Annotated in this window: 25 protein-coding genes; 16 read left to right on the top strand and 9 right to left on the bottom strand. The window is 43.2% G+C overall.

Annotated features, from left to right (window positions below):
* Positions 1 to 1,012: 1,012 nt before the first annotated feature.
* The gene (locus tag NO992_RS08615) at positions 1,013 to 2,173 is read left to right on the top strand and encodes an exo-beta-N-acetylmuramidase NamZ domain-containing protein (protein ID WP_371376153.1); all 1,161 of its coding nucleotides are present in this window, start codon (positions 1,013 to 1,015) and stop codon (positions 2,171 to 2,173) included.
* A gap of 55 nt (positions 2,174 to 2,228) precedes the next feature.
* Here the strand turns inward: NO992_RS08615 and NO992_RS08610 are convergent, their stop codons facing one another.
* Positions 2,229 to 3,077: a MurR/RpiR family transcriptional regulator gene (locus tag NO992_RS08610; RefSeq protein ID WP_010375966.1), complete on the bottom strand. Its 849-nt coding sequence runs from the start codon at positions 3,075 to 3,077 to the stop codon at positions 2,229 to 2,231.
* 212 nt (positions 3,078 to 3,289) lie between these two features.
* Between NO992_RS08610 and NO992_RS08605 the strand changes: the two genes are divergently transcribed.
* Complete coding sequence (locus tag NO992_RS08605; protein WP_010375965.1) at positions 3,290 to 4,666, top strand: Na+/H+ antiporter NhaC family protein; 1,377 nt, start codon at positions 3,290 to 3,292, stop codon at positions 4,664 to 4,666.
* Positions 4,667 to 4,679: 13 nt separating this feature from the next.
* On the opposite strand, the gene NO992_RS08600 is transcribed toward NO992_RS08605, so the two are convergent.
* The 3 genes from NO992_RS08600 to NO992_RS08590 all read right to left on the bottom strand — a co-directional run bounded on the left by NO992_RS08600 (position 4,680) and on the right by NO992_RS08590 (position 6,577).
* Positions 4,680 to 5,285, bottom strand: a complete 606-nt coding sequence (locus NO992_RS08600; RefSeq protein ID WP_010375962.1) for a hypothetical protein — start codon at positions 5,283 to 5,285, stop codon at positions 4,680 to 4,682.
* Positions 5,278 to 5,835 (bottom strand): RNA polymerase sigma factor, encoded by a 558-nt coding sequence (locus tag NO992_RS08595; RefSeq protein WP_010375960.1) that lies wholly within the window; start codon positions 5,833 to 5,835, stop codon positions 5,278 to 5,280. The genes NO992_RS08600 and NO992_RS08595 overlap by 8 nt, the downstream gene beginning before the upstream one ends.
* Before the next feature lie 106 nt (positions 5,836 to 5,941).
* Positions 5,942 to 6,577, bottom strand: coding sequence for an energy transducer TonB (locus tag NO992_RS08590; protein WP_371376148.1), 636 nt, complete (start codon positions 6,575 to 6,577; stop codon positions 5,942 to 5,944).
* 168 nt (positions 6,578 to 6,745) lie between these two features.
* Between NO992_RS08590 and NO992_RS08585 the strand changes: the two genes are divergently transcribed.
* Both NO992_RS08585 and NO992_RS08580 read left to right on the top strand, forming a co-directional pair.
* Complete coding sequence (locus NO992_RS08585; RefSeq protein ID WP_017216312.1) at positions 6,746 to 7,252, top strand: DUF3087 domain-containing protein; 507 nt, start codon at positions 6,746 to 6,748, stop codon at positions 7,250 to 7,252.
* A 110-nt stretch (positions 7,253 to 7,362) separates the two neighbouring features.
* Positions 7,363 to 9,177, top strand: coding sequence for a DUF3413 domain-containing protein (locus NO992_RS08580; protein ID WP_371376144.1), 1,815 nt, complete (start codon positions 7,363 to 7,365; stop codon positions 9,175 to 9,177).
* 66 nt (positions 9,178 to 9,243) lie between these two features.
* On the opposite strand, the gene NO992_RS08575 is transcribed toward NO992_RS08580, so the two are convergent.
* The 3 genes from NO992_RS08575 to NO992_RS08565 are packed head-to-tail and all read right to left on the bottom strand — an operon-like array spanning position 9,244 to position 12,447.
* On the bottom strand, positions 9,244 to 10,809 hold the full coding sequence (locus NO992_RS08575) for a sensor domain-containing diguanylate cyclase (protein WP_253107629.1): 1,566 nt from the start codon (positions 10,807 to 10,809) through the stop codon (positions 9,244 to 9,246).
* Positions 10,802 to 11,224, bottom strand: a complete 423-nt coding sequence (locus NO992_RS08570) for a hypothetical protein (protein WP_017216309.1) — start codon at positions 11,222 to 11,224, stop codon at positions 10,802 to 10,804. Before NO992_RS08570 ends, NO992_RS08575 begins: the two co-directional genes overlap by 8 nt.
* Positions 11,224 to 12,447, bottom strand: a complete 1,224-nt coding sequence (locus NO992_RS08565; RefSeq protein ID WP_017216308.1) for a hypothetical protein — start codon at positions 12,445 to 12,447, stop codon at positions 11,224 to 11,226. The genes NO992_RS08570 and NO992_RS08565 overlap by 1 nt, the downstream gene beginning before the upstream one ends.
* A 161-nt stretch (positions 12,448 to 12,608) precedes the next feature.
* Between NO992_RS08565 and ribA the strand changes: the two genes are divergently transcribed.
* From ribA to csrA, 6 genes are all read left to right on the top strand, one after another.
* Positions 12,609 to 13,235: a GTP cyclohydrolase II gene (ribA, locus tag NO992_RS08560; RefSeq protein WP_010375947.1), complete on the top strand. Its 627-nt coding sequence runs from the start codon at positions 12,609 to 12,611 to the stop codon at positions 13,233 to 13,235.
* A gap of 241 nt (positions 13,236 to 13,476) precedes the next feature.
* Complete coding sequence (locus NO992_RS08555; protein ID WP_017216307.1) at positions 13,477 to 14,274, top strand: BPSS1780 family membrane protein; 798 nt, start codon at positions 13,477 to 13,479, stop codon at positions 14,272 to 14,274.
* Complete coding sequence (locus NO992_RS08550) at positions 14,274 to 14,762, top strand: regulatory protein RecX (RefSeq protein ID WP_371376138.1); 489 nt, start codon at positions 14,274 to 14,276, stop codon at positions 14,760 to 14,762. Before NO992_RS08555 ends, NO992_RS08550 begins: the two co-directional genes overlap by 1 nt.
* A gap of 4 nt (positions 14,763 to 14,766) precedes the next feature.
* Entirely contained in the window at positions 14,767 to 17,370 is a 2,604-nt protein-coding gene (gene alaS / locus NO992_RS08545; protein ID WP_253107625.1) for an alanine--tRNA ligase, read from the top strand.
* Between the two features lie 7 nt (positions 17,371 to 17,377).
* A complete protein-coding gene (locus NO992_RS08540) occupies positions 17,378 to 18,601 on the top strand; it encodes an aspartate kinase (RefSeq protein ID WP_010375937.1) in 1,224 nt (407 codons plus the stop codon).
* A gap of 90 nt (positions 18,602 to 18,691) precedes the next feature.
* Positions 18,692 to 18,877 (top strand): carbon storage regulator CsrA, encoded by a 186-nt coding sequence (gene csrA / locus NO992_RS08535; protein ID WP_010375935.1) that lies wholly within the window; start codon positions 18,692 to 18,694, stop codon positions 18,875 to 18,877.
* Positions 18,878 to 18,952: 75 nt separating this feature from the next.
* On the opposite strand, the gene NO992_RS08530 is transcribed toward csrA, so the two are convergent.
* Positions 18,953 to 19,447 carry a hypothetical protein gene (locus NO992_RS08530; RefSeq protein WP_010375933.1) on the bottom strand — a complete coding sequence of 165 codons (495 nt, stop codon included), beginning with the start codon at positions 19,445 to 19,447 and terminating at the stop codon, positions 18,953 to 18,955.
* A gap of 458 nt (positions 19,448 to 19,905) precedes the next feature.
* On the opposite strand from NO992_RS08530, the gene NO992_RS08525 reads away from it, so the two are divergent.
* The 6 genes from NO992_RS08525 (at position 19,906) to NO992_RS08500 (ending at position 24,783) form a co-directional block, all read left to right on the top strand.
* A complete protein-coding gene (locus tag NO992_RS08525; protein WP_371376131.1) occupies positions 19,906 to 20,154 on the top strand; it encodes an OadG family protein in 249 nt (82 codons plus the stop codon).
* A gap of 12 nt (positions 20,155 to 20,166) precedes the next feature.
* Positions 20,167 to 21,948, top strand: coding sequence for a sodium-extruding oxaloacetate decarboxylase subunit alpha (gene oadA, locus NO992_RS08520; protein WP_371376128.1), 1,782 nt, complete (start codon positions 20,167 to 20,169; stop codon positions 21,946 to 21,948).
* Between the two features lie 10 nt (positions 21,949 to 21,958).
* Entirely contained in the window at positions 21,959 to 23,089 is a 1,131-nt protein-coding gene (locus tag NO992_RS08515) for a sodium ion-translocating decarboxylase subunit beta (protein WP_045989904.1), read from the top strand.
* A gap of 232 nt (positions 23,090 to 23,321) precedes the next feature.
* Positions 23,322 to 23,498 (top strand): hypothetical protein, encoded by a 177-nt coding sequence (locus tag NO992_RS08510; protein WP_019647498.1) that lies wholly within the window; start codon positions 23,322 to 23,324, stop codon positions 23,496 to 23,498.
* Between the two features lie 274 nt (positions 23,499 to 23,772).
* Positions 23,773 to 24,456, top strand: coding sequence for a subclass B1 metallo-beta-lactamase (gene bla / locus NO992_RS08505; RefSeq protein WP_371376123.1), 684 nt, complete (start codon positions 23,773 to 23,775; stop codon positions 24,454 to 24,456).
* A gap of 9 nt (positions 24,457 to 24,465) precedes the next feature.
* The gene (locus NO992_RS08500; protein ID WP_371376120.1) at positions 24,466 to 24,783 is read left to right on the top strand and encodes a hypothetical protein; all 318 of its coding nucleotides are present in this window, start codon (positions 24,466 to 24,468) and stop codon (positions 24,781 to 24,783) included.
* Positions 24,784 to 24,843: 60 nt separating this feature from the next.
* Here the strand turns inward: NO992_RS08500 and NO992_RS08495 are convergent, their stop codons facing one another.
* Positions 24,844 to 26,388, bottom strand: a complete 1,545-nt coding sequence (locus NO992_RS08495) for a basic secretory protein-like protein (RefSeq protein ID WP_371376118.1) — start codon at positions 26,386 to 26,388, stop codon at positions 24,844 to 24,846.
* Positions 26,389 to 26,481: the final 93 nt, after the last annotated feature.

Genomic DNA, 26,481 nt, shown 5'->3' with positions numbered 1-26,481 from the left:
GTCCTGCATCCACTACTTATCTCAAGTGGTAAAATAAAGAGATAAACAAGCCGACAGAAGTCGGTTTTTTTGTGCCTAAACATTTCGTGTAGGAGCAGGCTTACCCTGCGATCTTTTACAAAAGTTGAATATGATGGCGGTCGGAGATTCACTCTCCATAACACACGTCCTGCGACCGCCACTTTTCCTCAAGTGGTTAAAGAATGAAGGTAAAAGCAGGCTGTCGGAGGTTCACTCTTCACAATACACGTCCTGCATCCACTACTTATCTCAAGTGGTAAAATAAAGAGATAAACAAGCCGACGGAAGTCGGTTTTTTTGTGCCTAAACATTTCGTGTAGGAGCAGGCTTACCCTGCGATCTTTTACAAAAGTTGAATATGATGGCGGTCGGAGATTCACTCTCCATAACACACGTCCTGCGACCGCCACTTTTCCTCAAGTGGTTAAAGAATGAAGGTAAAAGCAGGCTGTCGGAGGTTCACTCTTCACAATACAGGTCCTGCATCCACTACTTATCTCAAGTGGTAAAATAAAGAGATAAACAAGCCGACGGAAGTCGGTTTTTTTGTGCCTAAACATTTCGTGTAGGAGCAGGCTTACCCTGCGATCTTTTACAGAAGTTGAGTATGATGGCGGTCGGAGATTCACTCTCCATAACACACGTCCTGCGTCTGCCACTTTTCCTCAAGTGGTTAAAGAATGAAGGTAAAAACAGGCTGTCGGAGATTCACTCTTCACAACACACGTCCTGCATCCGCCACTTCTCCTTAAGAGGTTAAATAAAGAGATAAACAAGCCAACGGAAGTCGGTTTTTTTGTGCCTAAACATTTCGTGTAGGAGCAGGTTTACCCTGCGATCAGTTACGAAAGTTGAATATGAAGGCGCTCGGAGGTTCACTCTCTACAGCACACGTCCTGCGTCCGCTACTGCATGATAAAACTCCCTAAACACTTTTCATTTTTTTTCTGACTGATACCCTAATCGCGTATTTATTTAGAGAAAGCGTTATATGTTTCAATCACTCAGAGTTTATTTACTGCTTGTTTTTTGTTGTGTTCCTTTAACCGTTGAAGCGCTTACATTAGGTGCTGAGCGCGCAGATGAGTATTTACCTGTGTTAAAAGGTAAGCGCGTCGGGTTAATCGTAAACCAAACATCCCGCGTTGACGACCAACATCTAGTTGATTACTTACTTAATAAAGAAGTGGATGTTAAAAAGGTCTTTGCACCGGAACATGGGTTTCGTGGTAATTATGATGCGGGTGCTAAAGTAGCTGATGCAAAAGATGTGAAAACTGGGCTACCAATCATTTCGCTTTATGGCAGTAATAAAAAGCCAAGGCCTGAGCAGCTCAAAGATATCGATGTGCTTATTTTTGATATTCAAGATGTGGGGTTGCGTTTTTATACATACATCAGCACTATGCACCTCGCGATGGAAGCCGCAGCCGATGCAAATATTGAATTTTGGGTTTTTGATAGGCCAAATCCAAATATCGCATATGTTGATGGCCCATTATTAGAAAAACCATTTCAATCTTTTGTTGGTATGCATCCCATTCCCGTATTGCATGGCATGACCGTTGGCGAACTGGCAACTATGATTAAAGGAGAGGGGTGGTTAACCTCGCTTAAAGCGCCACAGTTACGTGTATTTCCAATGCGAAACTATAGTGGCAGCACGGAATATAGATTGCCGATCCCGCCAAGTCCTAACCTACCAAACCAGCAAGCAATCTATTTGTATCCATCATTGTGCTTTTTTGAAGCGACACCTATTTCTGTAGGTCGTGGAACGAATTTTCCATTTCAAGTTTTTGGCTACCCAGCTCCTAAATTGGGTGAGTTTCAGTTCACACCTAGACCTGTGTTGGGGGCGGCTTCCAATCCTAAATTAAATGGTGTGACTGCGTTTGGCTTGGACTTAAGAAACAGCAAAGTACGAGGTTTTGATCTAACTTGGTTTGTCGCTGCATACGCACAGTTCAAGTACGAGAATAAAGCGTTTTTTCAGTCCCCCGATTTTCTCGATAAGCTTGCAGGTACGGACAAAATCCGCAAAGCCATTGAGTCTGGCCAATCGGCATCAGAGTTGAGAAAGCTGTGGCAGCAGGATGTACAAGATTTTTTAAAGCAGCGAAAAAAGTATTTATTATACCCGAGACCGTAACGGGTTTTTGCTAGAGGTAAACGGCAGCACGAGTCTGCCGTGAGCAGATTAAGTCTTACTCGCTACGCAATACTTGCATGTTTTCATTGGCCTTATCCACGCGTTTTTGCCAATGCAGGTTTGATTGTGCAAGTGCCGTGAATAAAACATCAATAAGGTAGGCTTGAGAAGTACGAGACAGCATACCTGAATGTTTAAGTGGCTCCCCTTCATTGATGCAATACAGTATCGCATCTGCCATTTCCGCAAGTGAGTGGCTACCATAACGAGAAATGGCAAGACATTTACAACCATTATCCAATGCTTGATTAGTCAAGGTTAGCAAGCTCTTACTGGTTCCTGTATTGCTGATCACAATAAAAAGATCGTCTTTCCCCATCGTTGCAATAAAGCTGGAGGCGCTGATTTCATCAACCTGAGCAATTGCCGGAATACCAAGCTTTTGGAGTTTCCAAGTTAAATCTTGGGCCATAGTGAAAGTACTACCAAGTGCACACACAATGACTTTTCGTGCGTTCTTCACCAACTGAATTGCGTTCTCAAACTGTTTTGCTGAGTTAAGTTTTCGAGTTTCGGAAATAACATTTTGCTGTTTTAGTTGTAATTTATCTGCGATTAACTCGATGGAGTCATTACTGGAAATTAACTCATCAATTGGTGCGCTGGTATCTGTTTGCTCGTTGAGCGCATCAACAACGGCAAGTTTAAATGCTGGAAATCCTTTATAACCCAGCTTTTGGGCAAATTTTACGACGCTAGATTGGCTGACACCGGCTTCGCGTGCCAGCTCAACGGAGGAAAGCGCACGGATTTTATCGCCCGAGTTCAAGGTAAAGTCAGCAAGCTTTGCTTCACTATTTGATAGTGATGGACGAAGTGCTTTTATTTTGACAAATGTAGACATGCGATACTCAATCCGAACTAAATTAATCTGTCCATATTATAGGTTCAATTGGAACGTTACGATAGACCAAAAAGGAATATCATTGCACAAAACACACTCATTGTACCAGTATTGGGGTTAAATGTTGACTTAAATTTAATTTAGTCGCAAAGACTTGGTGTTTTAAACCGCTTAACTTAAGCTAAGTGTTTTGAATTTATAGATTAAACTATATGGCTTGGTACTCGATTTTGCCACCTTTGATTGCAATTGCAGTCGTGTTTTGGCGTAAAGAAGTGATTATCGCATTGATTTTAGCGCTAGTTTCTTCCGAATTTTTATTGGCTCTACATGGTCAGCAGTCACTAGTCGCTGGCACATTCGTAGGCAGTATTGAACGTGTTATTGAGGTTGCAACATCGGCAGGTAACAGCCGGATCTTGATTTTTAGTATAGTGATCGGTGCATTGCTCGCCTACATCAGAGAGTCTGGCGGGGTTGCTGCAACGGTGAATATGCTGCTTAATCGAGGCGTCGCTAAAAGTAAACGTCAGGTTGGCTTACTAACCATGTTTACTGGCACGGCAGTGTTTATCGAATCAAATATGAGTGTACTAACCTCTGGTATTGTTGCGAGGGGACTATTTGATAAGTTCAAAATGAGTCGGGCTCGTTTGGCTTATATCATCGATAGTACTAGCGCTCCTGTATGTATTTTGATTTTACTTAATGGTTGGGGCGCTTATGTGCTTGGATTGCTGAGTAACTACGAACTTGAGCAGTCGGCAGTGAGTATTTTATGGGGTAGTGTTGCCTTTAATTTCTATGCGATTATTGCACTGTTAATTGTTCTCTATACGATTGTCTTTGATAAAGTTCATGGACCGATGAGGGCCGCAGAGCAAGAGTTAAAGCACCATACAGCTGAAATAAGTAGTGGGCCAAGTGCCACCAAATCGCGTTATATGCTGATCCCTTTGTTAACTCTGATTGTAAGTATGATTGGATTTATGTTTTGGACAGGCAACGGTGTATTGGCAAATGGTAGTGGCTCTAAGTCAGTACTTTATGCCACAATTTTAGCTTCAACCGTTGCGTACCTGCTGCTGTTAAGTGGTAAGAGATTTAGTCATCACGAGCTAATGGATGTTGGATTTAAGGGGATGGGGGAGCTGCTGCCATTGGTAAGCATTGTGTTACTCTCTTTGACTTTAGGCGCAAGTCTAAAAGAGTTGGGAACAGGGACTTTTGTTGCGTCTTTAGTTGGTGACTATCTGCCTATTTACTTGATAGTACCTGTACTCTTTATTACAGGTGCAATCATGTCATTTACAACGGGTACATCATGGGGAACTTTCGCCATATTAATACCGATTGGCGTGCCACTTATTCAAGCGCTAGGCCTGCCACCGTCGCTTGTGCTTGGTGCTATCTTAAGTGGCGGAATATTTGGCGATCACTGCTCGCCTATCTCTGATACCAGCGCGGTATCGGCACTGGCATCTGGATGTGACTTACTGACTCATGTTAAAACCCAGTTGCCTTATGCATTGGTGGGTGGGGTATTAGCAATTATCTGCTTCTTTATTGCCAGTCTTATTATGATTTAAAAGTAAGCGCCAGTTAGGGGCAAGCCAAAACTTGGTTTTGTCCCGTACTTTCAATAGCAATAATTTGCCCGTTGTTGGCGGTCGACAGTGCTAGCATAACTGGCGTATTAAAATTGATAACACTAGTTTTTGGCTGTGGCATCACGCTAAGTAGGCTTTGTTTTAACTCTATGAGAGTATGGGTATTACACTCTTCAATTAACCAAGCATCATCGTTAATCGCAACGAGTCGACCGTAACGCTGTTCTTGAACTTGTTGTTGCGTAGCCTCAAATCTAGCATCCAGCACTTTTTTCTGTTTATCTATACGGGCAAGATACTGGCCTTGCTGTAGCTCATGTGTTTCGATGTGTTGAAAATCTCCATAGCTGACTAAATGAGCACTTGAGTTATATTCTTTATCAATATCAACATGTTGATTTTGATACCATAAGGTGAAAAGTAAAGCGACTGAACAAGTAACCGCGCTCCATTGCCAAGTTTCTATACGACCCAAAAAATGATGGACAAAGCTAACTAGTCGCACCTTGATGCGAGTAGCCAAAGTTAACGGTTTGTTCTGCTTGTTGGCTTGGTAAGCCGCTTTTAACTTGGCGTCAAATTTGTCTAAATTACTCATGATTTTCACCCACTTGAGACTTAAGTGTCTCTTTTGCGTATCTAATTCGAGTTTTTACGGTCTCTTGTGTGGCCCCTACAATTTGTGCTATTTCAGCTAAGCTGAACCCCTCTAACTGTAAGCTTAGCGCTTCTTTTTGTAATAAAGGAAGTGCAGCAATTTGCTGGTATAGCCACTGTTCCTCCGAGGCTTTTGTAAACTCATTGGAGTTGGTCATACCTACTTTACTATCTGTCAACTCAGAGAGTTTACCTGACGCTCTGATTGAATCGATTAGCAGGTTACGTGCAATGTGAAACAAGTAAGCCTTGGGGTGGCCCTGCTGTCGATAAGCGCTTTTCTTTTCGATGACTTTTAGCCATGTTTTTTGACATATATCTTCTGCCGACGCCGCCTGTGTTTGTGTTTTCAGAAAGTGAAATAAATCACTTTGATAGCGCTCAATGACTTGCTCGAGGTATTTTACTTTACCCGTTGTTGCATATTCATAAAGCGGATCTTCTACGTTGCTGATGGCGCGAGCACGCCACATTTTCAAGCTACTCAGCATAGGCAATCCTAAGTCTCAAGGGTCAATAGACCCTAATATCAATAAGCTAAATTAAGAAGTTTACTTCGTGAATCAGCGACTCAAATTGATTACATATCAATGGCTGTTACTGTTCCAGTGTAAACTCTAATACAACGCGCTGAGCGTATTGCGGTTGCGGTTTTCCATCAACAATAAGTGGTCTATATTTCCATTTCCTTAGTGCTCTGACAGCAGCCTGATCAAATACTCTTTTAGGTTCCGCATTCGTCACTTTAACATCAATCACTTCGCCTTGTGGAGAAATGGCAAACTCCATTTCTACCCAGCCTTCCACTCCATCTCTCGCAGCCGCAGGTGGATAGTTAGGGTTGCTTCTAACAAGTGGAGTCGCTTGCCCATCGGTGGAGAATTGCAGCGTCATTGTGTTAGTAAACTTACCTAAATCTAAGCTAGGTGTCTCGCTACTAATTTGTAGATTATCTCCTGTATCAACGATATTTTCAGTAGGTCTAATCGGGGCCGTTATTGGTTTTGGTGGTTCTGGCATTATCCTTTTTTCTTCGACTGGAGAGTCCTCTCTATCTGCTGCAATAGTAAGATCAAATACTTCTATGTCGATAATGGGGCGAGTGAGTTCTTGAGAAACCAAGTTTTGCATAAAGCCAAAGGTGGCAAAAGTAATAATAACTGCGCCAACAAGTGCTAGTGCGAGTTTTGGAATTGCTGAGTTATGCCGTTGAAGAGTGGCTAATGTCGTCATGATTTTATCCCCGTTATGTTGTTTTCGTAAATAGAACGTTTGGGTAACGGAAACGGGGTGAAAGTTTTTAGATTTTTTTGATATGTATCTTGGTTTGGCTACAGGCCTTGGATTACAATGCACGAGGAGCAGAGTGCATTATTTAATTTTTCGTGATCATAGGTTGTTATGAAGTTAGTTGAGATCAACAAGGCGCGTTATCGCAAACATTTAAATCAAGTTATCATTGCTTGCGTTGCAGCGCTAACAATCGGTAGTTTAGGGGTTGCTCAGTTATTGATCCAATTATTTCCTGATGTAGATGGTAGCCATTTTCATTGGAATTTAACTGGTGTAGTCGTGACCTGCATCGTTATTGGGCTCGTGCTCAAAAAGCATAAAGCGCACCCCTTTATGACCGAAGTAAGTTATGTGTGGGACTTAAAGCAATCACTGAACAAAATCACTCGTAAAATGGCGAAGTTAAAACAGGCTGCGCAGCAGGGGGATGTGGACGCGATGACGGCGATTCAGTATAGCTATGCGGGATCTCGTCAGCTATGGCAATTGGATGACAATACCATAACGATGGATGATTTGGCGATGTGGCAAGCGGAGCTGGATTCACTGGCTAGCAAATATCAAGTTGAAATAAAAGCAGAAAACTATAAAGAAACGATGTTGAAACAGTACTAACAAAGCGGCTTGATTCGGCGTTAAACTTTTTCACAATTTTTAATGTGACACTAATGTGTCAGAACGGTAATATAATAGTCGAATTTTCTATTAAAGGAACAAATTGAACTGTGCTATTGCGTCATCGGTTTCACCAGTTCGGCTGGTTGGTTCTTATCAACTCTCTTTGCTCAATCTTAATTACCATAAACGTTGTAAATACCAATCCTGCCGATTATCAAGGACTGACATTATTTTACGTTTCCGTATCAACGTGGAGCCATATGGCTTTACTCACAGCTTTAGTGAGTATTGTTGCAATGCCTTTAATATGGTTACAGTCAAATAAAGTGAGATCCGTATGCTTTGCTTTATTTTATGCATTGTTTTTCGTAGCGCTTATTGCAAATAGCTTGTGCTTTGAGCTATACAAGTTTCATATTAACGGTGTTATTGTCGATATGCTGCTTGCAGGCCAAGTTATTGAGTTCTCAGCAATTGCATGGGCTCAAGCGATAGCTATTTTTGTTACGATATTTGTGATTCAGTTTTACCTGTCAACGTGGTTAAGTAAGCCCCGAGCCGTAATGCAGCTGCGCTTTGGTCGAAAGTTTACCAGCGTAACCATTATTGCCCTGTTGGCGAGCAATACAATTCATGCTTGGGCAAGTGCGACGGTATATCAACCAATCACAGGGTTCAGTAAGTACTTACCCCTCTACAAACCCGCAACAGCAAACTCTTTTTTGCGTAAATATGATTTGCTAAATGAAGCCGCATTGGCGCAGCAGAAAAGAATGTCTTTAACACAAGGACAATTTAACTATCCTTTACAACCTATTGAAGTAGAGCCAGTTAAGAAGCCTCTTGATATTGTTTTTGTGGTGCTGGATTCATGGCGGTATGATGCTTTTACAGCGCAAGTGACTCCCAATATTTGGCGGTTCTCACAACAAGGAGCGGTCTTCAATCACCACTTTTCTACTGGAAATTCTACACGTACAGGGATAACCGGGTTATTTTATGGCTTGCCTGGAACCGCTTGGCAGGACATTTACAATAATCGAGTAACTCCATTATTGATGGATAGAATGCGCGATTTGGGTTATCAATTTGGAATATTTTCTTCTGCTCAGCTTGTTCGCCCTGAGTTTAATGAAACCGTCTTTGCTCGCGTTGAGGGGCTAAAAACGCATACTGAAGGCGATGACGTATTAGCACGAGATAAACAGGTCACTAATAATTGGTCCTCTTGGTATTCAAAGCGAGATCCAGATAAGCCTTCATTTAGTTTTATTTTCTATGATGCAATCCATGGCTACGCAGTTCCTGAGGGTTACCATGCTGGCTTCGAGCCGATGCACGGTCCCATTAACCATATGCTATTGGACAACGATTATGATAGAGAGCCAATTTTAAATCGTTATCTTACCAGTACACACTTTGTAGATAGTCTTGTTGCATCGGTATTAGCGCAGCTTGATATAGAAAATACGCTGGTGATTATAACTTCTGATCACGGTGAAGAGCTTAATGACAATAAGCTTAATTACTGGGGACACAATAGTAACTTTACTGAACCACAGATAAAGGTGCCATTTGTTGTGGTTGGGCCAAAAAGCGAAAAGTGGCAGCATTGGCAAGCCTCAAATGCGGTAACCAGTCATTTAGACGTAGTACCGACTTTGATGAGTGAGTACTTAAGGGTTAAAAACACGCCTGAAGATTATAGTACGGGTTATAACTTAACCGGACCAGTTAAAGAGAGAAATTGGTTACTACTTAGCAGCTACAATAAATATGCGGTTGTGAGTAAGCAGCAAATTATTGAAGTCTCGCCCATGGGAACATATGAGACGCTCGATGAAACGAACAAGCCATCTGAGCAAGAACCAAACTTTGAATATATTCAAGAGGCGATGCAGCAGATAAACCACTTTCAGTAGATAAAGGAGAGTTAGGCGTGCAGGTGAGCTGTTGTGCATCGGTACACACTAACTCAAGCGGTATAACTAAGCGCTTAATGAGTAAAATTGAAAGGCGTTTTTCTTGTCTTTTTTAACCGTGTACATGGCGACATCAGCACATTCGATTAATTGGCTTAGCTCAATAGCGTCTCTTGGGTAGCTTGCAATACCTATGCTCGCGCCAACTCGCAGTGGCAGTGATTTCCCTTCTGGCGTTTGCCAAATCATTTCGGTGTTAATCGCCTCTAGCAGGTTTTCAGCGATGCGCTGCAGCTTTTCATTTTTGGCGCAGTGCAAGGCAATCAAAAACTCATCACCTCCCCAACGACAAACTACATCTTGTTCTCTAACCTGAGTACTAATTTGAGTGGCGATATGTTTTAACATAGCGTCACCGGCGTTATGGCCATAAATATCATTGATTGGTTTAAACTCATCTAAATCAAGAATAAATAAGCTAAACGGAGTTTCGTTATCTAACCACTCGTTGATTTTGATCTCAGTACCATGGCGATTGTAGAGGCCTGTTAGCTTATCGCGGTTAGCCTTTTTATTGAGTTCTTGAAACACGGTTTTTCTCAGCGTGATATCTGATAAAAATACCTGTAAATAGAAATGTCCGCTACTTTCCACTCTCAGCATGATGACACTCAGCCAAACAGGTTGCTCGGTCAAGGGGTTGATAAACTCAAACTCTGACTGAGTTGGCTGGTTAAGCTCCAAAGTATGCTCCGTAAAGGTATAAAGAATATCCGGAGTTTTGCAGTAGCGACCAAAGCTTTCTGGAAAATATTCATCAAGGTCAATCGCCATACCAGCCAGCAAATCACAAGCGGCATCATTAGCTAAGATCACTTCCCCTTTGTCTTTTACCAGTAGGGTGGGAGAAGATGAGCGCTCAAACATGAGTCTAAAGCGCTTCTCAAGGATTTCGATATCAGCTCGAAGTTGCCGTTCTTGCTCGAACATGGAAGCGGTTTTAGCAATAAGTTGATTGGTATTGCTTGCAATATCACCGATTTCGCTTGATTCATGTCCTTTAGGTACGATTAAATTTAAGGGGGCTCCAGGAATAACCCTCGCAATTTGGCTGCTCAAGTTACTCAGGGGCTTTGTCACGATAAAGTGTGTCACAACCGTGAAGATGATTAAGATGGGGATGATGACGACCAACAAAGTCTGAACGCTTGAACGAGCGATATCTCTAGCGTTTTGCTCGATAAAAACGGAGTTTGGTTGGATATAGATCTCACCAACGATTTCACTCAATAAAAACGGATGATTGAGCTTAATAATGGTAGCATTTTGCGGCTTAAATCCTACGCTTTGAGCGAGCCACTTTTCTTCACTTTTGATTGCGGCTGAAGAGATTACATCGTTACTGACTAGGCCATTAATGACTTCTACAGCCAGGTCTTTGTCATTGAGATAAGTTGCAATAGAGGAAGAAGACGACACGGTTTGGCCAATTTGCCCGATAATAGTATTAGAGCGCCGAAGTTCACGCTCAACAATATGGTCGTGATATAACTTAGCGTAAAGCATTGAAAAAATAAAAGTTGAGACAACCAGCACGAGTGCCAGTCGTACAATCAATCCATACTTAGTCATCGATTTGATAGATTACCTTTACATCACCCGTCACAAAGTCTGCTGGAATGTAGCCGATTGCATTTGGCGTATTTCTTATATTTTCAAGTATAGCTGATGGTGAAGAAAATGATTGTGGGGGAGAAACTTTGCCGCTGAATTTTATTCTCGACCAATAGGCGTTAATTTGGCTCTCATTTCGGCCAGTCAGTGCCAGAAAAAAAGGGCCTCTTAATGGATGCGATTTTTCGTAGTCATAGGTCACGGCTATATCACCGTTAGGAAAGGCAACGTATTTTCCCATATACATGTCGATGAGTTGACGCTGTGATATCGACTCGATGGGGTTGTCTTTGTTAACGATGACGGCAATATCAGCGGCTGCTGAAATAGGGTATGAAACGAGGAAGAAAACAGTAATAAGTAACCTTTTCATCAGAACACCCAATTAAAGCTAAGCGTAAAGGTATTAAACGAAAGGTCTGGGTTACTAAATTGCTCTATATTGTGAAGATAGAAAGCACTGGGTAGGTGATTTGTAGAAGTATGTTTCCAGTTAAGCTTCAATGCGAGTGTTGGGCTGAGTTCGCGCCGCCACGTTAAGGAAGTGCTGCGCTGATCCAATTGATAAAAACCAGAGTATGTTGAGGCTTCTTCATAGAGATATAATAATTCTGGTGATGGAGTCAATGGACCGGATTCAATCATTGTCTCATTATCTGATTCAGCGACAGAATAGGTAAAAGAGACCGTGTTTAAACCAAATCGCTTACCTAAGGTAACATACCCCGCCTTGAGATGGTTGAGGATGTTAGAGGTTGAGTCTGTTAGCGATATTTCACTTTGTATGAGCCAGTCTGAGTCATCGTATCTCATGCTGAGCGCACTGTAGGTAAAGCGCTCGTCAATAATGTATAAAGAATCAATTAGTTCGTTTTTGGTCGGCCAAATTTGCAATGGAACTTGCGCTAAAGCATCGCGTAACAATCTTTGCTGTTCATGCTCATTGGCGGATTTGGTCGTTGTGTAGTTTGCTCTAAACAGCCAGTTTAACGTTTCGTATTGCGCGACCATACCAACGATAGACTTGAGCTCTACATTCCAATAAAAGTCGATATCACTGTAGATTGGCGCTTCGGATCGTCCCCAATAAGCTTTGATACTTGCGATACCTTGTTCTAGAGGCACGCGATACTGAAGGTCTACGCCATCCAAGTTCTGATGAGGAATAATAGAATAAAACTCGACAGGAGGGTGTTCCATATCCATCGAATAACCGATATCTCGATACTCGGTCATCAGGAACAAGTCTAAACCAGTACGACCCGCACGGATTTGCCAGTTTGAGTTTAAATTATAGCGTAAGAAAGCAAGCTTTATTGCATTGTTAATTTGGTTATCATGCTGTTCTTTTAACAGCAGTTGGCCCACGAGTTCTAGATTGTCACTTGCATGCCACTCGGCTTGCAAGCCTAAAGAAGAAAATGAAAAGTTGAGTTCATCTCTTTCTACACCGTTGGGTTGTGAGATGGACTCTCTTATTTTGGCGGTATGGGAGTCTGTTTTAACCGCTTTGAGCGTAGCAAAGCCACTGAAATCGATGTCAGAGCCATAGCTGAATGGGGTTAAAAATAGTAGGCAGATAAAAACAGAGCGCATGAGTTATAAATGTATTCGCTTTCCTTTTTTATATAGCCTAGTTCGAATTTTGACATTTACCAATGCGATGTCCGCCTTGCCCTTGTATAATGAACTTAGAGACACCATATCCCATTTATGGTAGCATATTGTTATATTATCACATTAGGCAAGATTAAGACGTGGCAGAAGTAAGAGCGAGAGTCGAGCTGAATGTAGGGCAGCATAGTAATATCCCTGCAGAAATAGTTTCTTTTTCAGGGCTAAAAGATGGCCAAGAACATGTTGCGCTGGTATTTAATAGCGCAGACAGTCAGCAGCAAGTCCCCCTAATTCGTATGCACTCTGAGTGCTTAACCGGCGATGTCTTTCATTCTTCTCGTTGTGATTGTGGCGAACAGCTAAATGAATGTATCGAGGCGATGCATAAACAAGGCGGCATTTTATTATATTTGCGCCAAGAAGGTCGTGGCATTGGCCTGTACAATAAAATCGATGCTTATGTATTGCAATCGCAAGGGATGAACACCTATGAGGCAAACAATCACCTCGGTTTTGAAGATGACTTAAGAGATTTCTCTGATGCAGTATTGATGCTTCAAGCGCTAGGGTTAAACCATGTTAAGTTAATGACGAACAATCCAAGAAAGCTAAAGGCGTTAAGAGAAGCTGGTATTACCGTCGATGAAGTCGTTGGTACTCAGGCACATGTTAAGGCAGGGGTTTCTGGTAATGAACAGTATCTAAAAACGAAGATCCAACATGGCGCGCATATGCTGGATATCAAAAAGATTTCAAAAGCGGATTAGCCTAAGCGTATATGCTTATCACAACAAGCCGACTAGATAAGTGCTTCGGTTGGCTTGTAATATCAAACATTCTATTCTCATTCCAATCCCTTCAAACTTAAGATGCTCAAGTAGGTTACGTCTACCGCCAGTATTTGTTTAAAATATGCTAAAAAGCGCTGACAAATCCGCCTTTCATGCCTTTTCACTCGACGCGGTAATCAGTATAATCAAAGACGTTATAGCTTAAATTAAGTGGACTATGTCGACACCAATTAGAACATTCAAAGCAAGCATGGGCGTGCAGTGGCTAAAAGCCGGGTGGGCAATTTTCAAAACCCAGCCTATGACTTTCATGCTGATGTACATTTTTATGGCGGTAGTAAGTCTATTACCCCTGTTCGCACCTATTTTTCATATTATCGCTGCCTTGTCTGGTCCTTTCTTAAGTGCAGGCTTCTATCTTGCCGTTATCAATAAACAGATCAATAAACCAATAAAGTTGGCAGACATTTTTGAGCCTTTCGCAGCAAAAGGCCGTCGATTACACTTGTTCCGAGTTGGTATTTATCAAATGGCAGGTGCACTGTTGCTGACTATGGTTGCCGGTGTGCTATTCAGTGATGTGGCGAGTGCGCTAGAGAGTGTTGGCCCAAACACCGATCCGAATGAACTTATCGGGCTTATCGCGAGCAATATTAGTTTTGCCGAAGTTGCAGTATTTGTGATTGCACAATCGGTCATTATGATGGCCTTTGCTTTTGTTGTGCCACAGGTTTTTTTCCAAGGTGAAAAACGTATTTTTCACGCGATGAAGTGCTCGCTTGCCGCTTTTTATCATAATATGGCTGCATTGAGTATTTACGGTTTAGTCGTCGCAGCGCTTATCGTCGCGTCTATACCGCTGTCGATGATCCCGGCGATTATTATCATGCCGGTCGCCATGATAGGTTTTTTTGTTTCTTTCCAGGCGATGTTTATGCCAATTATCGTTGAAAAGAAGGAAAATGATGAAAATGCTGACATTTCTCAGTCTGACTCAGGACGCTTTGACGCCTGATGGATGAACAAGAAGTTAAAAAGCTAAAAAACTATGCGGTTTGGTTACTATCGAGACAAGAGTACTCTGAATCAGGACTGACGCAAAAGCTACTGCAAAAAGGGGCTACAGCGGCAGTCTCGGAACAATTGGTATCTTGGCTAAAGTCGCTCGATTATGTTAATGACGACCGCTATGCAGAGAGTTTTTTAAACCGCCAGATTGCAAAAGGACTTGGAGAAAAGCGTGTATTAATGGATGCAGGGCAAAAGGGTGTGAGCCGAGAGACTTTGCATACACTAATCGCCGAGCGTGAAATTGATTGGTACATGCAAGCCGCAAAAACCTATGAAAAAAAGTACGGTCTTTGCGCACAACCGATAGAATATAAAGAAAAAACTAAGCGCGTACGTTACATGAGTTATCGTGGCTTTAGTTTTGATGAAATAGATTTTGCAATTGAAGCTGCAATGACTGCAGCAGAGCAAGAAGAAATAAAGGGTGAATGATCACATGCAGCATATGACTACCGCACAAATCAGGCAAAGCTTCTTAGATTTCTTTGCTAAACAACAGCACCAAGTGGTGCCTTCAAGCTCGTTAATTCCGGGTAATGATGCCACCTTACTGTTTACCAACGCTGGTATGGTGCAGTTTAAAGATGCATTCTTGGGTGCGGAAAAACGCCCTTATACGCGAGCAACCAGTTCACAGCGTTGTGTTCGTGCTGGTGGTAAACATAATGACCTTGAAAACGTAGGTTATACCGCAAGGCACCACACTTTCTTCGAAATGCTAGGTAACTTTAGCTTCGGTGACTATTTTAAAACCGACGCAATTAAGTTTGCTTGGGGCTTCCTTACGGATGTGATCAAGCTGCCAAAAGAAAAGCTACTAGTCACGGTCTACCATGAAGACGACGAAGCATTTGATATCTGGTCAAAACAAGTTGGTGTTCCTGAAGACAGGATCATCCGTATTGCAACGGCGGATAACTTTTGGTCAATGGGCGACACGGGTCCTTGCGGTCCTTGTTCTGAAATCTTTTATGACCATGGCGAGCACATTTGGGGGGGACCTCCGGGCTCACCAGAAGAAGACGGTGATCGCTTCATCGAGATCTGGAACTTAGTATTCATGCAGTACAACCGTCATGCAGACGGCACAATGGAACCGCTGCCAATGCAGTCGGTTGATACCGGAATGGGTCTCGAGCGTATCTCTGCAATTATGCAAGGTGTGCATTCAAACTATGAGATTGACCTGTTCCAAGCGCTGATTAAAGCAGCTGCAAAAGTAACAGATGCTCAAGATTTAGAAGATAAATCACTACGTGTAGTTGCTGACCACATTCGTTCGTGTGCGTTCCTTATTGCTGACGGCGTCATGCCATCGAATGAAGGTCGTGGTTACGTGCTACGTCGTATCATTCGTCGTGCAGTTCGCCACGGTAATAAACTCGGTGCAAAAGGGGCATTCTTCTATAAGTTAGTTGCTGCACTCGCTGAGCAAATGGGTGAAGCTTACCCTGAATTAGTGAAGCAACAAGCAATTATCGAAAAAGTATTGCGTATCGAAGAAGATCAGTTTGGTAAAACCTTAGACCGTGGTTTAACTATTCTAGAAGAAAGTCTAGCTGGTATTGAAGGCGACGTTATTCCAGGCGATTTAGTGTTTAAACTGTATGACACTTACGGCTTCCCTGCAGACTTAACGGCAGATGTGGCACGTGAGCGTTTTATGACGATCGATGAGCGCGGCTTCCAAGCATGCATGGAAGAGCAGCGTAAAAAAGCGCAAGCGGCTGGCAAGTTCGGTGCAGATTACAACGAGCGCTTGAAGTCTGATAAAAACACTGACTTTAAAGGCTATGACGCTGAGCACTATACCGGTACTGTGGTTGAAATCTTTAAAGAAGGTCAACACACCAATACGTTAGAAGATGGTGAACAAGGCGTGGTTATCCTTGACCGCACGCCTTTCTATGCTGAGTCAGGCGGCCAAGTTGGTGATACGGGTGTACTAAAAGTAGCTAACGGCGAGTTTGTAGTTACTGACACGCAAAAGCTAGGTAATGCATTTGCACACCATGGTCATGTGGTTGGCCGCATTGGTGTTAACGATAAAGCCGATGCACGTATTGATGCTGAGCGCCGCGAGCGAGTGAAGAAAAACCATACTGCAACGCACTTGGTACATAAAGCACTGCGCGATTTGTTGGGTGACCATGTTACTCAAAAAGGTTCATTGGTACTGCCAGATCGTTTGCGTTTCGACTTTTCACATTTTGAAGGCGTCACTAAAGCACAGCTACAGCAAGTAGAAGATGCCGTGAACGCAGAGATCCGCCGTAACTTTGCTTTACAAACTGAGTTGATGGATATCGATGCTGCCAAAGACAAAGGTGCGATGGCGCTCTTTGGTGAAAAATACGATGATGAAGTTCGAGTCGTTTCAATCGGTGGATACTCAATTGAGCTTTGTGGTGGCACACACGTGAAGCGTGCAGGTGATATTGGTCTATTCAAGATTGTCTCAGAAGGCGGTATCGCAGCGGGTGTTCGTCGTATCGAAGCGGTAACGGGAGCTGATGCCATCGCTTATGTTAATGAGCAAGAGCAAGTGCTTTCTGAAATTGCGGCTTTGGTTAAGGGGGATACCTCATCTGTGCTAGAAAAAGTATCTGCGCTACTTGAAAAGTCAAAAGGTCTTGAGAAGCAAGTTGCTCAACTAAATGACAAACTAGCAAGTGCTGCGGGTGCAACGCTACTTGACTCTGTAACCGAAGTGAATGGGATTAAATTACTCGTTGCAAACGTTGCAGGAACTGAGTCTAAAGCACTGCGTGGCATGGTCGATGACCTGAAGAACAAGATTGGCTCAGGTGTCATTGCGCTAGGTGTAGCTAATGGCGATAAAGTAAGCCTAATCGCTGGCGTAACGAAAGACTTAGTTGGTCAGGTAAAAGCAGGTGAGCTAGTTAATCACATGGCTTCTCAAGTCGGTGGTAAAGGTGGCGGTCGTCCTGATATGGCGCAAGCTGGTGGTTCACAACCAGAAAACCTAGACGCAGCACTAAACAGTGTTCCAACTTGGTTAAATGAAGTAACGCAGTAATCAGCAAGTGGCGCTGATTGTACAAAAGTTTGGCGGCACCTCGGTAGGTTCGGTAGAACGTATTGAGGCGGTTGCCGAACACGTTATCAAAACACAACAACAAGGCCACCAAGTGGTGGTCGTGTTGTCTGCAATGTCAGGCGAGACAAACCGTCTCATTTCCCTTGCCCAACAAATCGATGCACGTCCGAGTTCTCGTGAACTAGATGTATTGATCACCACCGGCGAACAAGTTTCTATCGCGTTATTGGCGATGGCCATCATTAAGCGTGGGCATTCTGCCGTGAGCTTACTTGCCGATCAGGTTGGTATTAAAACCGATAACATGTTCTCTAAAGCGCGGATCACAGAAATAGACACAACCCGCTTAAAGCAAGAACTTGAGCATAACCGGATAACCATTATTGCCGGATTTCAAGGGCGTGATGGAGAAGGTAATATCACCACGCTAGGACGCGGCGGTACAGATACCTCAGCAGTTGAAATCGCAGGGGCTTTGCAAGCAGACGAATGTCAGATATATACTGATGTCGATGGTGTTTACACTACCGATCCGCGAATAGAGCCAAATGCAAGGCGTCTATCACATATTACTTTTTCTGAGATGTTGGAGCTAGCAAGTGTTGGCGCTAAGGTCTTGCAGATCCGTTCGGTTGAAGCGGCCGGTCGATATAATGTACCGCTGCGCGTACTTTCTTCGTTTTCTCCTGATAACGGCACCTTAATTAGCTATGAGGAAGGTAAGATGAAAAACACCAAAGTGGTCTCTGGGGTAGCGAGTGTCAAAGACGAAGCGCTTATCTTAGTTAACAATGTAGATGCAAAACCTAGTAATCTTGCCAATATACTTTCTCTTCTTGGTGAGCATAATATCGAAGTCGATATGATTAACCATTTGAACCACAGTGAGAAAAAAATAGACTATGCTTTTACTGTGCACACAAATGATTGTATTCTGGCGGAAGAAGTTTTAGCGCAACATGCACAAAATTTAGGTGGCGCAACGGTAGAGGTTAATGCTAACGTGGCAAAAATCTCAGCGGTTGGCATCGGGATGAAATCTCATTCAGGTGTTGCTGGTCTCTTTTTTATGGCATTGGCCGAAGAAAATATTCACACTCTATTAGTGTCTACATCAGAGATAAAAATCTCGGCACTAGTAGAAGAAAAATATTTAGAGCTAGCTGTACGGGCTTTACATGCCAAATTTGAATTGGAAAGTACAGAGTAAAAGAAGTTTTTGCTTACTTTTCTAGGAACTTTTATTTAAAATGGATTTGACGCGGAATCTTTTAAATTTTGGAATAACAGGAGCAAGAGAATGCTAATACTAACTCGTCGAGTAGGTGAAACCCTGATGATTGGTGATGAAGTGACTGTAACAGTACTAGGTGTTAAAGGTAACCAAGTACGTATTGGTGTAAATGCGCCTAAAGATGTTTCAGTTCACCGTGAAGAAATTTACATGCGAATCCAGGCTGAGAAATCTAGCCCGGGCAATATGTAATTGACCAAATACTGAATTACGATGTTAGTTAACATGGTTTAACTGGCATAAAAAACCCCGCCATTGCGGGGTTTCTTATTTCTGGCTTTGCTCAGATAAAAAGGCTATCGCTTCTTCGTTAAGTCCAGATTTACTGATATAGCTCGGTTTGTTTTGGTGAAATACCAAAAAACCTCTGTTCGTTTCAACAAGTTTATCTAAGTCGTCAAATAGGTAAGAAAATTCGGCATGTGTCGCTTTGGTGCTAATGCCTGCTTTAGAGATTGAAACCTCGACGATATTGCCGGCGGCACGAGAATATGACTGTCTTATCACCCACCAAGCTTTGCGATAGTAGAAAGCAACGCATTCAACTACAGCCAATAGAATAAGAAAGTTCCCGACGTAGTGCTCCTGCAATCCGTAAATAGCAAACAGCCCCAGTACAATTAGCAGTACAAGCAAGCCATATTTCGGTTTAACAGCAAGCCCATTGGCTTCAGACTCTTCAAAACACTCTCGATAATAGGCTTTATCTAACTTAAATTGGCTTTGAAAAGATAAATTTTCATTTTGTTCAAGGGAGGGCATAGACGTTCGTTTTGGTAAAAATTTCCCCTTATTATACCCATCTATATTGAAAAAGCTGTAACGCGAATAAATTGTTTGCAGCTCCCTTTTCCCACATCCAGCGAAATACGCGTTATACAGGGTGACGTTAACGTAAACGTTAATTGTTGGTCAGTCCAATTTACAATTTATCTTGCGTAATCAAAAATCCATTCTATATTCATTAAAATCTCAGTATTAGTTGGCGCTATTTTGAATATTTTTCATATTTATTACGTTAATTTTCCATATTTATTAATGTTTTCTTAGCTAACTCACTGATAGTTTGTAAGTTAAGTGCTTTGGTAATACCAATTTACAACACGCTTTACAGTGGAACATTTTTTGTTATAAGGTGAATAAATATCTACAAAAAGTGAAGGTTTATACCGGTTCGTTAACATCGAACAGGAAAACCAAACAGCAAGTAAGGGGTAAAAATGGATATTGGATCGCAGCTACTGCAAGCAGGAAATCTCATGCTGACCGGTATGGTTGGTGTTTTTGTTTTTCTGTCCATTTTGATTTTTGCGATGCGACTGTTGGCCAACTTTGCTGCTCAATTTGAAGAAGTAGAGCCAAGTACCACAAGATCAAAAACAACCAGAGCAACATCGTCACAGGGTGTGCCGCAGGCACATATTGCAGCCATTAGCGCTGCCGTTGCAGCCTACAGAAAAAACAATTAATAGGGGTTTTGCATGTCACAGTTAAAGCTAACCGAATTAGTGCTGCGCGACGCGCATCAGTCATTACTCGCCACCAGAATGCGCTTGGAAGATATGCTTCCTATCGCTGAGAAGCTCGACAATATGGGCTATTGGTCTGTTGAATCATGGGGGGGAGCAACCTTCGACTCGTGTATTCGCTATTTAGGCGAAGATCCATGGGAGCGGATCCGTGCACTGAAAGCTGCAATGCCAAAAACCAAACAGCAAATGCTACTGCGTGGTCAGAATCTATTGGGCTATCGTCACTATGCAGATGATGTTGTCGAAAAGTTTGTTGAGCGTGCCCACCATAACGGGGTAGATGTATTTAGAATATTCGATGCAATGAACGACGTGCGCAACTTAGAAACGGCTATTAAAGCGGCCATCAAAGTGGGCGCGCATGCGCAGGGCACGATTTCGTACACCGTAAGCCCTGTTCATACGCTGGAAATGTGGCTCACGCAAGCTAAGCAGCTCGAAGACTTAGGCTGTCATTCCATTTGTATTAAGGACATGGCTGGATTACTGAAACCCTATGATGCTGAAAAGTTAATCTCTGGGCTCAAAGCGTCCGTCTCTATTCCTATCGCAATGCAGTGCCATGCAACCACAGGGCTCAGTACTGCAACTTATCAAAAAGCCATAGATGCGGGTATCGATATGCTCGATACGGCGATATCTTCGATGAGTATGACCTATGGCCATAGTGCAACAGAAACTATCGCGGCGATTGTGGAAGGCACGGAACGTGATACAGGGCTTGATTTACTAGAGCTAGAAGAGATCGCAGCCTATTTCCGTGAAGTGAGAAAGAAATATGCAGCTTTTGAGGGCAGCTTAAAAGGAGTAGATGGTCGTATTCTATCTGCACAAGTGCCTGGTGGCATGTTAACCAATATGGAAAATCAACTGCGAGAGCAAGGTGCGGGTGACAAGCTTGACGCAGTACTAAAAGAAATTCCAAGTGTGCGTAAAGAGCTTGGCTATCTGCCACTCGTAACACCAACCTCACAGATTGTCGGGACGCAAGCGGTATTAAACGTACTTACCGGTGAGCGTTATAAGTCTATAACCAAAGAAACGGCTGGCGTGCTGAAAGGCGAATATGGAGCGACACCAGCGCAAGTCGACCAAGCTTTGCAACAACGAGTACTTGAAGGCGCAGAGCCTATTACCTGCCGTCCTGCAGACTTAATTGAACCTGAGCTAGATAGTTTACAAAGCGAACTAGTCGCGACGGCAAAAGAGGAACAAATTACCTTAGCCGACGAGGTTATTGATGATGTGCTTACCTATGCATTATTCCCGCAGATTGGCCTTAAATTCTTGAAAAATCGCAATAACCCAGATGCGTTTGAGCCAAAACCGACGCTTGTTGAAAACAAACAACAAAAAGCAGCAGCGGCGCCTGCTAAAGCTAAGTCATCAGCTACTGAGCGTTACAGCATAAAAGTGGATGGCAAAGTATACGATGTAGTGGTTGCGCCGGGAGGTGAGTTACAAGAAGTACAAGTCAAAGACAGTGAGCTCATTCCGCAATCAACTTCGGTGAGCTCCAGTGAAACTTTGAATGCGCCACTTGCCGGCAACATCTTTAAGCTTATGGTGCGCGCAGGAGATGAGGTGCAAGAAGGCGATGTAGTACTCATCATGGAAGCCATGAAAATGGAAACCGAGGTGCGTGCAACACACAGTGGTCAAGTCGCAGAACTACTCGTCTCTGAAGGCGATTCCGTCAGTGCTGGCGATGCCATCATGTCTTTAGCATAAGGATGTCGTGATGGAAGGGTTACTTAATTTATGGCAAGCGACAGGGCTTGCCAACTTCACCGTGCCTGCACTTTGCATGATGGCTGTGGGCTGCGGACTTTTGTATCTTGCGATCGCCAAAGGCTTTGAGCCGTTGCTATTAGTGCCTATTGGCTTTGGTGCCATACTCACGAACATTCCTGTTGCTGGGCTTGCCGATCCTGGTGGGCTTTTATACTACGTGTATTACATTGGTATAGACAGCGGAGTATTCCCCTTGCTGATCTTTATGGGGGTGGGCGCGATGACGGACTTTAGTGCACTGATAGCCAACCCCAAGATGCTGTTGCTTGGTGCCGCAGCGCAGTTTGGGATCTTTGCCACTTTGTTTGGGGCTATATTGCTGAACTATATTCCGGGCTTTGAATTTACCTTGCAAGACGCTTCAGCAATCGCCATTATTGGCGGTGCAGATGGACCAACTGCGATATTCCTCGCGTCTAAGCTTGCACCAGAGTTACTAGGGGCAATTGCGGTGGCAGCCTATTCGTATATGGCGTTAGTGCCAATTATTCAACCACCAATCATGAAAGCACTCACGACGCAAGAAGAGCGTCAGATTGCGATGCCGCAGCTGCGCCATGTATCAAAAACCGAGAAAATCCTCTTTCCTCTGGCGGTACTAGGTTTGACGATATTGTTTTTACCTGCTGCAACACCTTTGGTTGGTATGTTTTGCTTAGGTAACTTGATGAAAGAGTGCGGTGTAGTAGACCGCTTGAGTAAAACGGCGCAAAACGAGTTGATTAATATCACCACTATTTTCCTCGGACTGGCGGTGGGCTCAAAGCTGGCCGCAGATCAATTCTTAACGGTTGAGACGTTGGGGATTTTAGCGCTGGGTGCCGTGGCTTTTGGAATTGGTACCGCAGCAGGTGTATTAATGGCTAAAACCATGAATAAGTTTAGCGATACCCCCATTAATCCGCTAGTTGGCGCCGCTGGGGTATCTGCAGTCCCGATGGCTGCGCGCGTGGTCAATAAGGTTGGCCTTGAAAGTAATCCGCATAATTTCTTGCTGATGCATGCGATGGGCCCCAATGTAGCCGGTGTATTAGGCAGTGCGGTTGCTGCCGGTATTTTGCTTGCACTAGTAGGTTAATTTACACTTCTCCAACCATTTGCGTGGCGATTTTAGATTGCCGCGCATTTTTTCGACCTATAATACCAGCTCAGTTGGGGAAATAAGACGGTAGTAAGTTTTGTTGTCACTTTGATGCTTTTTGGTATCAAATTGTTTAAAAAAATCTTTTTTGTTTCTATTTGGGGGTTGTTTTTCTGTTTTTTTTGGGTACTGTATTACTTGAGTATAACAATGAAAATAAGGAAGTAACATGAAATTAACTATAAAAAAAACCAACTTAAAAAGCTTATTAGGTAAAGAAATTGCAGCGTCTCAAACTAAAGATGTTGCGGGTGCAAGAGGGACTGATACATTAACAGGCCTAATGGCATGTAATCCACCTCCTACAGGTAAGCACTACTGTCAGCGTCCAAAAGATATGCTTTAAGCGCTATCTGAACTCATTCAGATTACAACTATATTACGCCTGATGTGAAACCATGTTGGGCGTATATACAACCAATAACTAAACCATAGAAAACATAACAATCCACTCTCCCACACGTGTTTAACACCAAAAATAGATTTCCGTTATTTAGCAGTTTGACGTTTCATTTCGCTGGACTTTACATTCTGGAACTTGATAGTCTTTCGTCACTTTTAATTAACACGAACAACCTCAGATGAAGCTTTTAGCTCCTTTCTTATTTTTGTTACCCTGCATGACAGTTGCAACGGAAGCATCGACTTTAGTGGTAACGCCGATTGCAGAGCATGTTTATAAACATGAATCTTCGCTACATGTTGAACCGTGGGGGTTAGTGGCCGGCTCTGGTCTGGTTGTGGTTGACGGTCAAGATGCTTACATTGTTGATACTCCTTGGACTGAGCAAGACACAGAAGCGCTGCTATTATGGGCTGAGCACCGTAAGCTCAATGTTAAAGGGGCGGTGGTCACGCATTACCATCAAGATGCAAGTGGTGGTCTAGCAGTATTAAATAAACATCAGATCCCAACCTATGCATCAGCCCAAACCAATCATCTATTAGCCCGAAAACACAGCGCGATTGCGTTACATAATTTGCCGCAAGTCTCATCAGCGATTAAGTCAGGTGTCGTTGAAACCTATTACCCTGGTGCAGGGCACTCGGAAGACAATATTGTTGTGTGGCTGCCACAATCTAAAATTTTATTCGCAGGATGCTTTGTGAAAAGTATGGCGAGTAAAAGTTTAGGTAACTTGGAGGATGCTTCGGTTGATGAGTGGCAAGCGTCTATACACAATGTATTGAGCCGATATCCGCAAGCAAACATGGTTATCCCAGGGCATGGTAAAGAAGGGGATTTATCTTTGTTGCACCATACCGTTAAGCTAATCAAAATCGAGCAATCAAAAGGTAAATAAAGGACTGACATGAAATTTATTCCATTTCGTAATTTACGCTGTCCGGGTTTAGAAACTGCGCTGTGGTATTGTCGCTTGTTGTTTTTAACGGGCGTAGCCTTGATAGTGTTTGGGGTGATCAAAGAGGGGATTGCAATCTATCATTGGCTAGTCGCCATGATAGAAAACGGCGACGCGCCAATAAAAGCAGCTTACCTCTATGACTTAGATTTACTTTCACACCCAAACTTTCATTTGATCATTGTTGGAGTGGTGAAGATCTACTTCTCCTGTGGTCTTGCGATTAAATTGAAAACAATGTCCCATGAACAGGCGCCACAAAATTAACGGATACCACGTAAAGGAATCTCCTAGACTCTTTTACGTGGCAGGGTTACGATTTAAAAATTAATACTCCAGTTGTCCGCCATTTTGGATAAAGGCGACATATTCGTTCCAAACATCTTCAACACTTCGGCCCAAGATATGTTGAAATGCAGCATCAAATGACCAAGTATAATTGCCCATATCTTTCGCCGCTTTATTAAACTTGTAGATAAACTCTGAGTCGTGCTGTTGTTTGACGTAATGTAAGAAAAACCCAGTAGTGGTGTAGCCACTAAGCCAGCGTTTAGCGTTAATGATATCCGGTGAGCGTGATTTATGAAAACCAGCACCGATCCGCACGGCATCAGCTAGGCCTTCGGTGTATGCCCAATTTGCCTTGCCATCACCATAGCTGTCATGAGTCAGCGGCGAGTTATTGTAACCATGGGTGACTTCGTGGAATAAAATGCCGTCGATTTCATCACGGATCACGGCATCGTTGTTATTATTATCACGATAAATACGCTCTAAGTGCGCGGTGCTAACGACGATAGTCATCTCACCCGAACCGTCTTGTCCCATCTTATAGGCAACGAAATCCTTACCCCAATGATCTTTGGCTCTCAGCTCAAACTGCAATTTTCTAAAACGCTGGGATTCACTGGCGTTGCGGTATAATACTTTTGCTACATCCACACAGCGCTCGGCCATGTGTGCAGCTGGGTTTGGTATGATCCATTTAAATAATGCCGAGCCTTGTGTTTCAGGGTTTACATCAACAAAGTTCACTTCCGGACGTTGCCACGTGTCGTTTGGTGGTGTGCTATCGCTACTGACGGTTAATTCATAATTGGCGCTTTGGAAACCGTATACAGAAACATAAACCGGTGCGTTTGAGCTCAAATCACAGCGCTCGTTGGAGCTGGCATCATTGATACTTTGGCAGTCATAACTTGCGGTGGTCGGTTGGCTATTTGCTTTTAGGTATAGATCTGCATCACCGCTGCCAGTCAAGGTTGCTGTGATAGGAGCTGAGCTTGTAAATGGCCCAAAATGTGCCCATTGGCCAGGAATAACGCTACCACTTCGGTTAAATGGCAAGGTTGTACCACCGTTTGCCGGAGCACCGATAAATTCGATTTCTGCAAGCTGTAATAAATTGGCACCTTGCGTTGCAGTAACATTTAAGCGCACAAAGCGGTACGCTTGATTGGTACTGACATTGAACTGCTTAGCTTGATGTCTCGAAGCAAAACTTTGATTGTTTTGCGAATCTATAGTGAACCACACTTGACCGTCTTGAGAGCCTTGAAGCGTCCAATTTTTGGGATCTCTTTGTGGCGCATCGTTCGCAGAAGTGAGGGTGTAAGCTGTTAAATTCACCGCTTCACTAAACGCATAACTTATCCAACCGGAAGCTGAAAAAGTAAGCCACTTGCTGTAGTGGTTATTATCAAATGCGTTGACTTTGCCCTCATAGGGTTGGTTTTCTCCTGAAACGCTGATAGCTGCGGCATTGGCAGTTGTCAGATCGCTATTTGCGTGCGCCGAGCTTAAGCCCAAGCTTACCAAAGCGGCTGCTATAAAAGAACGTTGGAATCGCGTTTTAGCTATACTCATGTTCATGTTGACCTCTTTTGTATCGTTCCACTTTTTGTGGGTGGATATCTGTTGATGTTGTATCCATGGCTATTTTTATTTTGACGTCCAAATGGATTT

The organism is Pseudoalteromonas sp. DY56-GL79 (assembly GCF_041414765.1).
Taxonomy (GTDB): domain Bacteria; phylum Pseudomonadota; class Gammaproteobacteria; order Enterobacterales; family Alteromonadaceae; genus Pseudoalteromonas; species Pseudoalteromonas piscicida.
Note: the sequence above shows the minus strand (reverse complement) of the source record. Positions and strands in the feature narration are given on the sequence as shown.

Bases quoted from the DNA above. Each gene is read 5' to 3' on its own strand.
- NO992_RS08615 (WP_371376153.1), top strand. From the start codon at position 1,013: ATGTTTCAATCACTCAGAGTTTATTTACTGCTTGTTTTTTGTTGTGTT.
- NO992_RS08610 (WP_010375966.1), bottom strand. From the start codon at position 3,077: ATGTCTACATTTGTCAAAATAAAAGCACTTCGTCCATCACTATCAAAT.
- NO992_RS08605 (WP_010375965.1), top strand. From the start codon at position 3,290: ATGGCTTGGTACTCGATTTTGCCACCTTTGATTGCAATTGCAGTCGTG.
- NO992_RS08600 (WP_010375962.1), bottom strand. From the start codon at position 5,285: ATGAGTAATTTAGACAAATTTGACGCCAAGTTAAAAGCGGCTTACCAA.
- NO992_RS08595 (WP_010375960.1), bottom strand. From the start codon at position 5,835: ATGCTGAGTAGCTTGAAAATGTGGCGTGCTCGCGCCATCAGCAACGTA.
- NO992_RS08590 (WP_371376148.1), bottom strand. From the start codon at position 6,577: ATGACGACATTAGCCACTCTTCAACGGCATAACTCAGCAATTCCAAAA.
- NO992_RS08585 (WP_017216312.1), top strand. From the start codon at position 6,746: ATGAAGTTAGTTGAGATCAACAAGGCGCGTTATCGCAAACATTTAAAT.
- NO992_RS08575 (WP_253107629.1), bottom strand. From the start codon at position 10,809: ATGACTAAGTATGGATTGATTGTACGACTGGCACTCGTGCTGGTTGTC.
- NO992_RS08570 (WP_017216309.1), bottom strand. From the start codon at position 11,224: ATGAAAAGGTTACTTATTACTGTTTTCTTCCTCGTTTCATACCCTATT.
- NO992_RS08565 (WP_017216308.1), bottom strand. From the start codon at position 12,447: ATGCGCTCTGTTTTTATCTGCCTACTATTTTTAACCCCATTCAGCTAT.
- NO992_RS08555 (WP_017216307.1), top strand. From the start codon at position 13,477: ATGTCGACACCAATTAGAACATTCAAAGCAAGCATGGGCGTGCAGTGG.
- NO992_RS08550 (WP_371376138.1), top strand. From the start codon at position 14,274: ATGGATGAACAAGAAGTTAAAAAGCTAAAAAACTATGCGGTTTGGTTA.
- alaS (WP_253107625.1), top strand. From the start codon at position 14,767: ATGCAGCATATGACTACCGCACAAATCAGGCAAAGCTTCTTAGATTTC.
- csrA (WP_010375935.1), top strand. From the start codon at position 18,692: ATGCTAATACTAACTCGTCGAGTAGGTGAAACCCTGATGATTGGTGAT.
- NO992_RS08530 (WP_010375933.1), bottom strand. From the start codon at position 19,447: ATGCCCTCCCTTGAACAAAATGAAAATTTATCTTTTCAAAGCCAATTT.
- NO992_RS08525 (WP_371376131.1), top strand. From the start codon at position 19,906: ATGGATATTGGATCGCAGCTACTGCAAGCAGGAAATCTCATGCTGACC.
- oadA (WP_371376128.1), top strand. From the start codon at position 20,167: ATGTCACAGTTAAAGCTAACCGAATTAGTGCTGCGCGACGCGCATCAG.
- NO992_RS08515 (WP_045989904.1), top strand. From the start codon at position 21,959: ATGGAAGGGTTACTTAATTTATGGCAAGCGACAGGGCTTGCCAACTTC.
- NO992_RS08510 (WP_019647498.1), top strand. From the start codon at position 23,322: ATGAAATTAACTATAAAAAAAACCAACTTAAAAAGCTTATTAGGTAAA.
- bla (WP_371376123.1), top strand. From the start codon at position 23,773: ATGACAGTTGCAACGGAAGCATCGACTTTAGTGGTAACGCCGATTGCA.
- NO992_RS08500 (WP_371376120.1), top strand. From the start codon at position 24,466: ATGAAATTTATTCCATTTCGTAATTTACGCTGTCCGGGTTTAGAAACT.
- NO992_RS08495 (WP_371376118.1), bottom strand. From the start codon at position 26,388: ATGAACATGAGTATAGCTAAAACGCGATTCCAACGTTCTTTTATAGCA.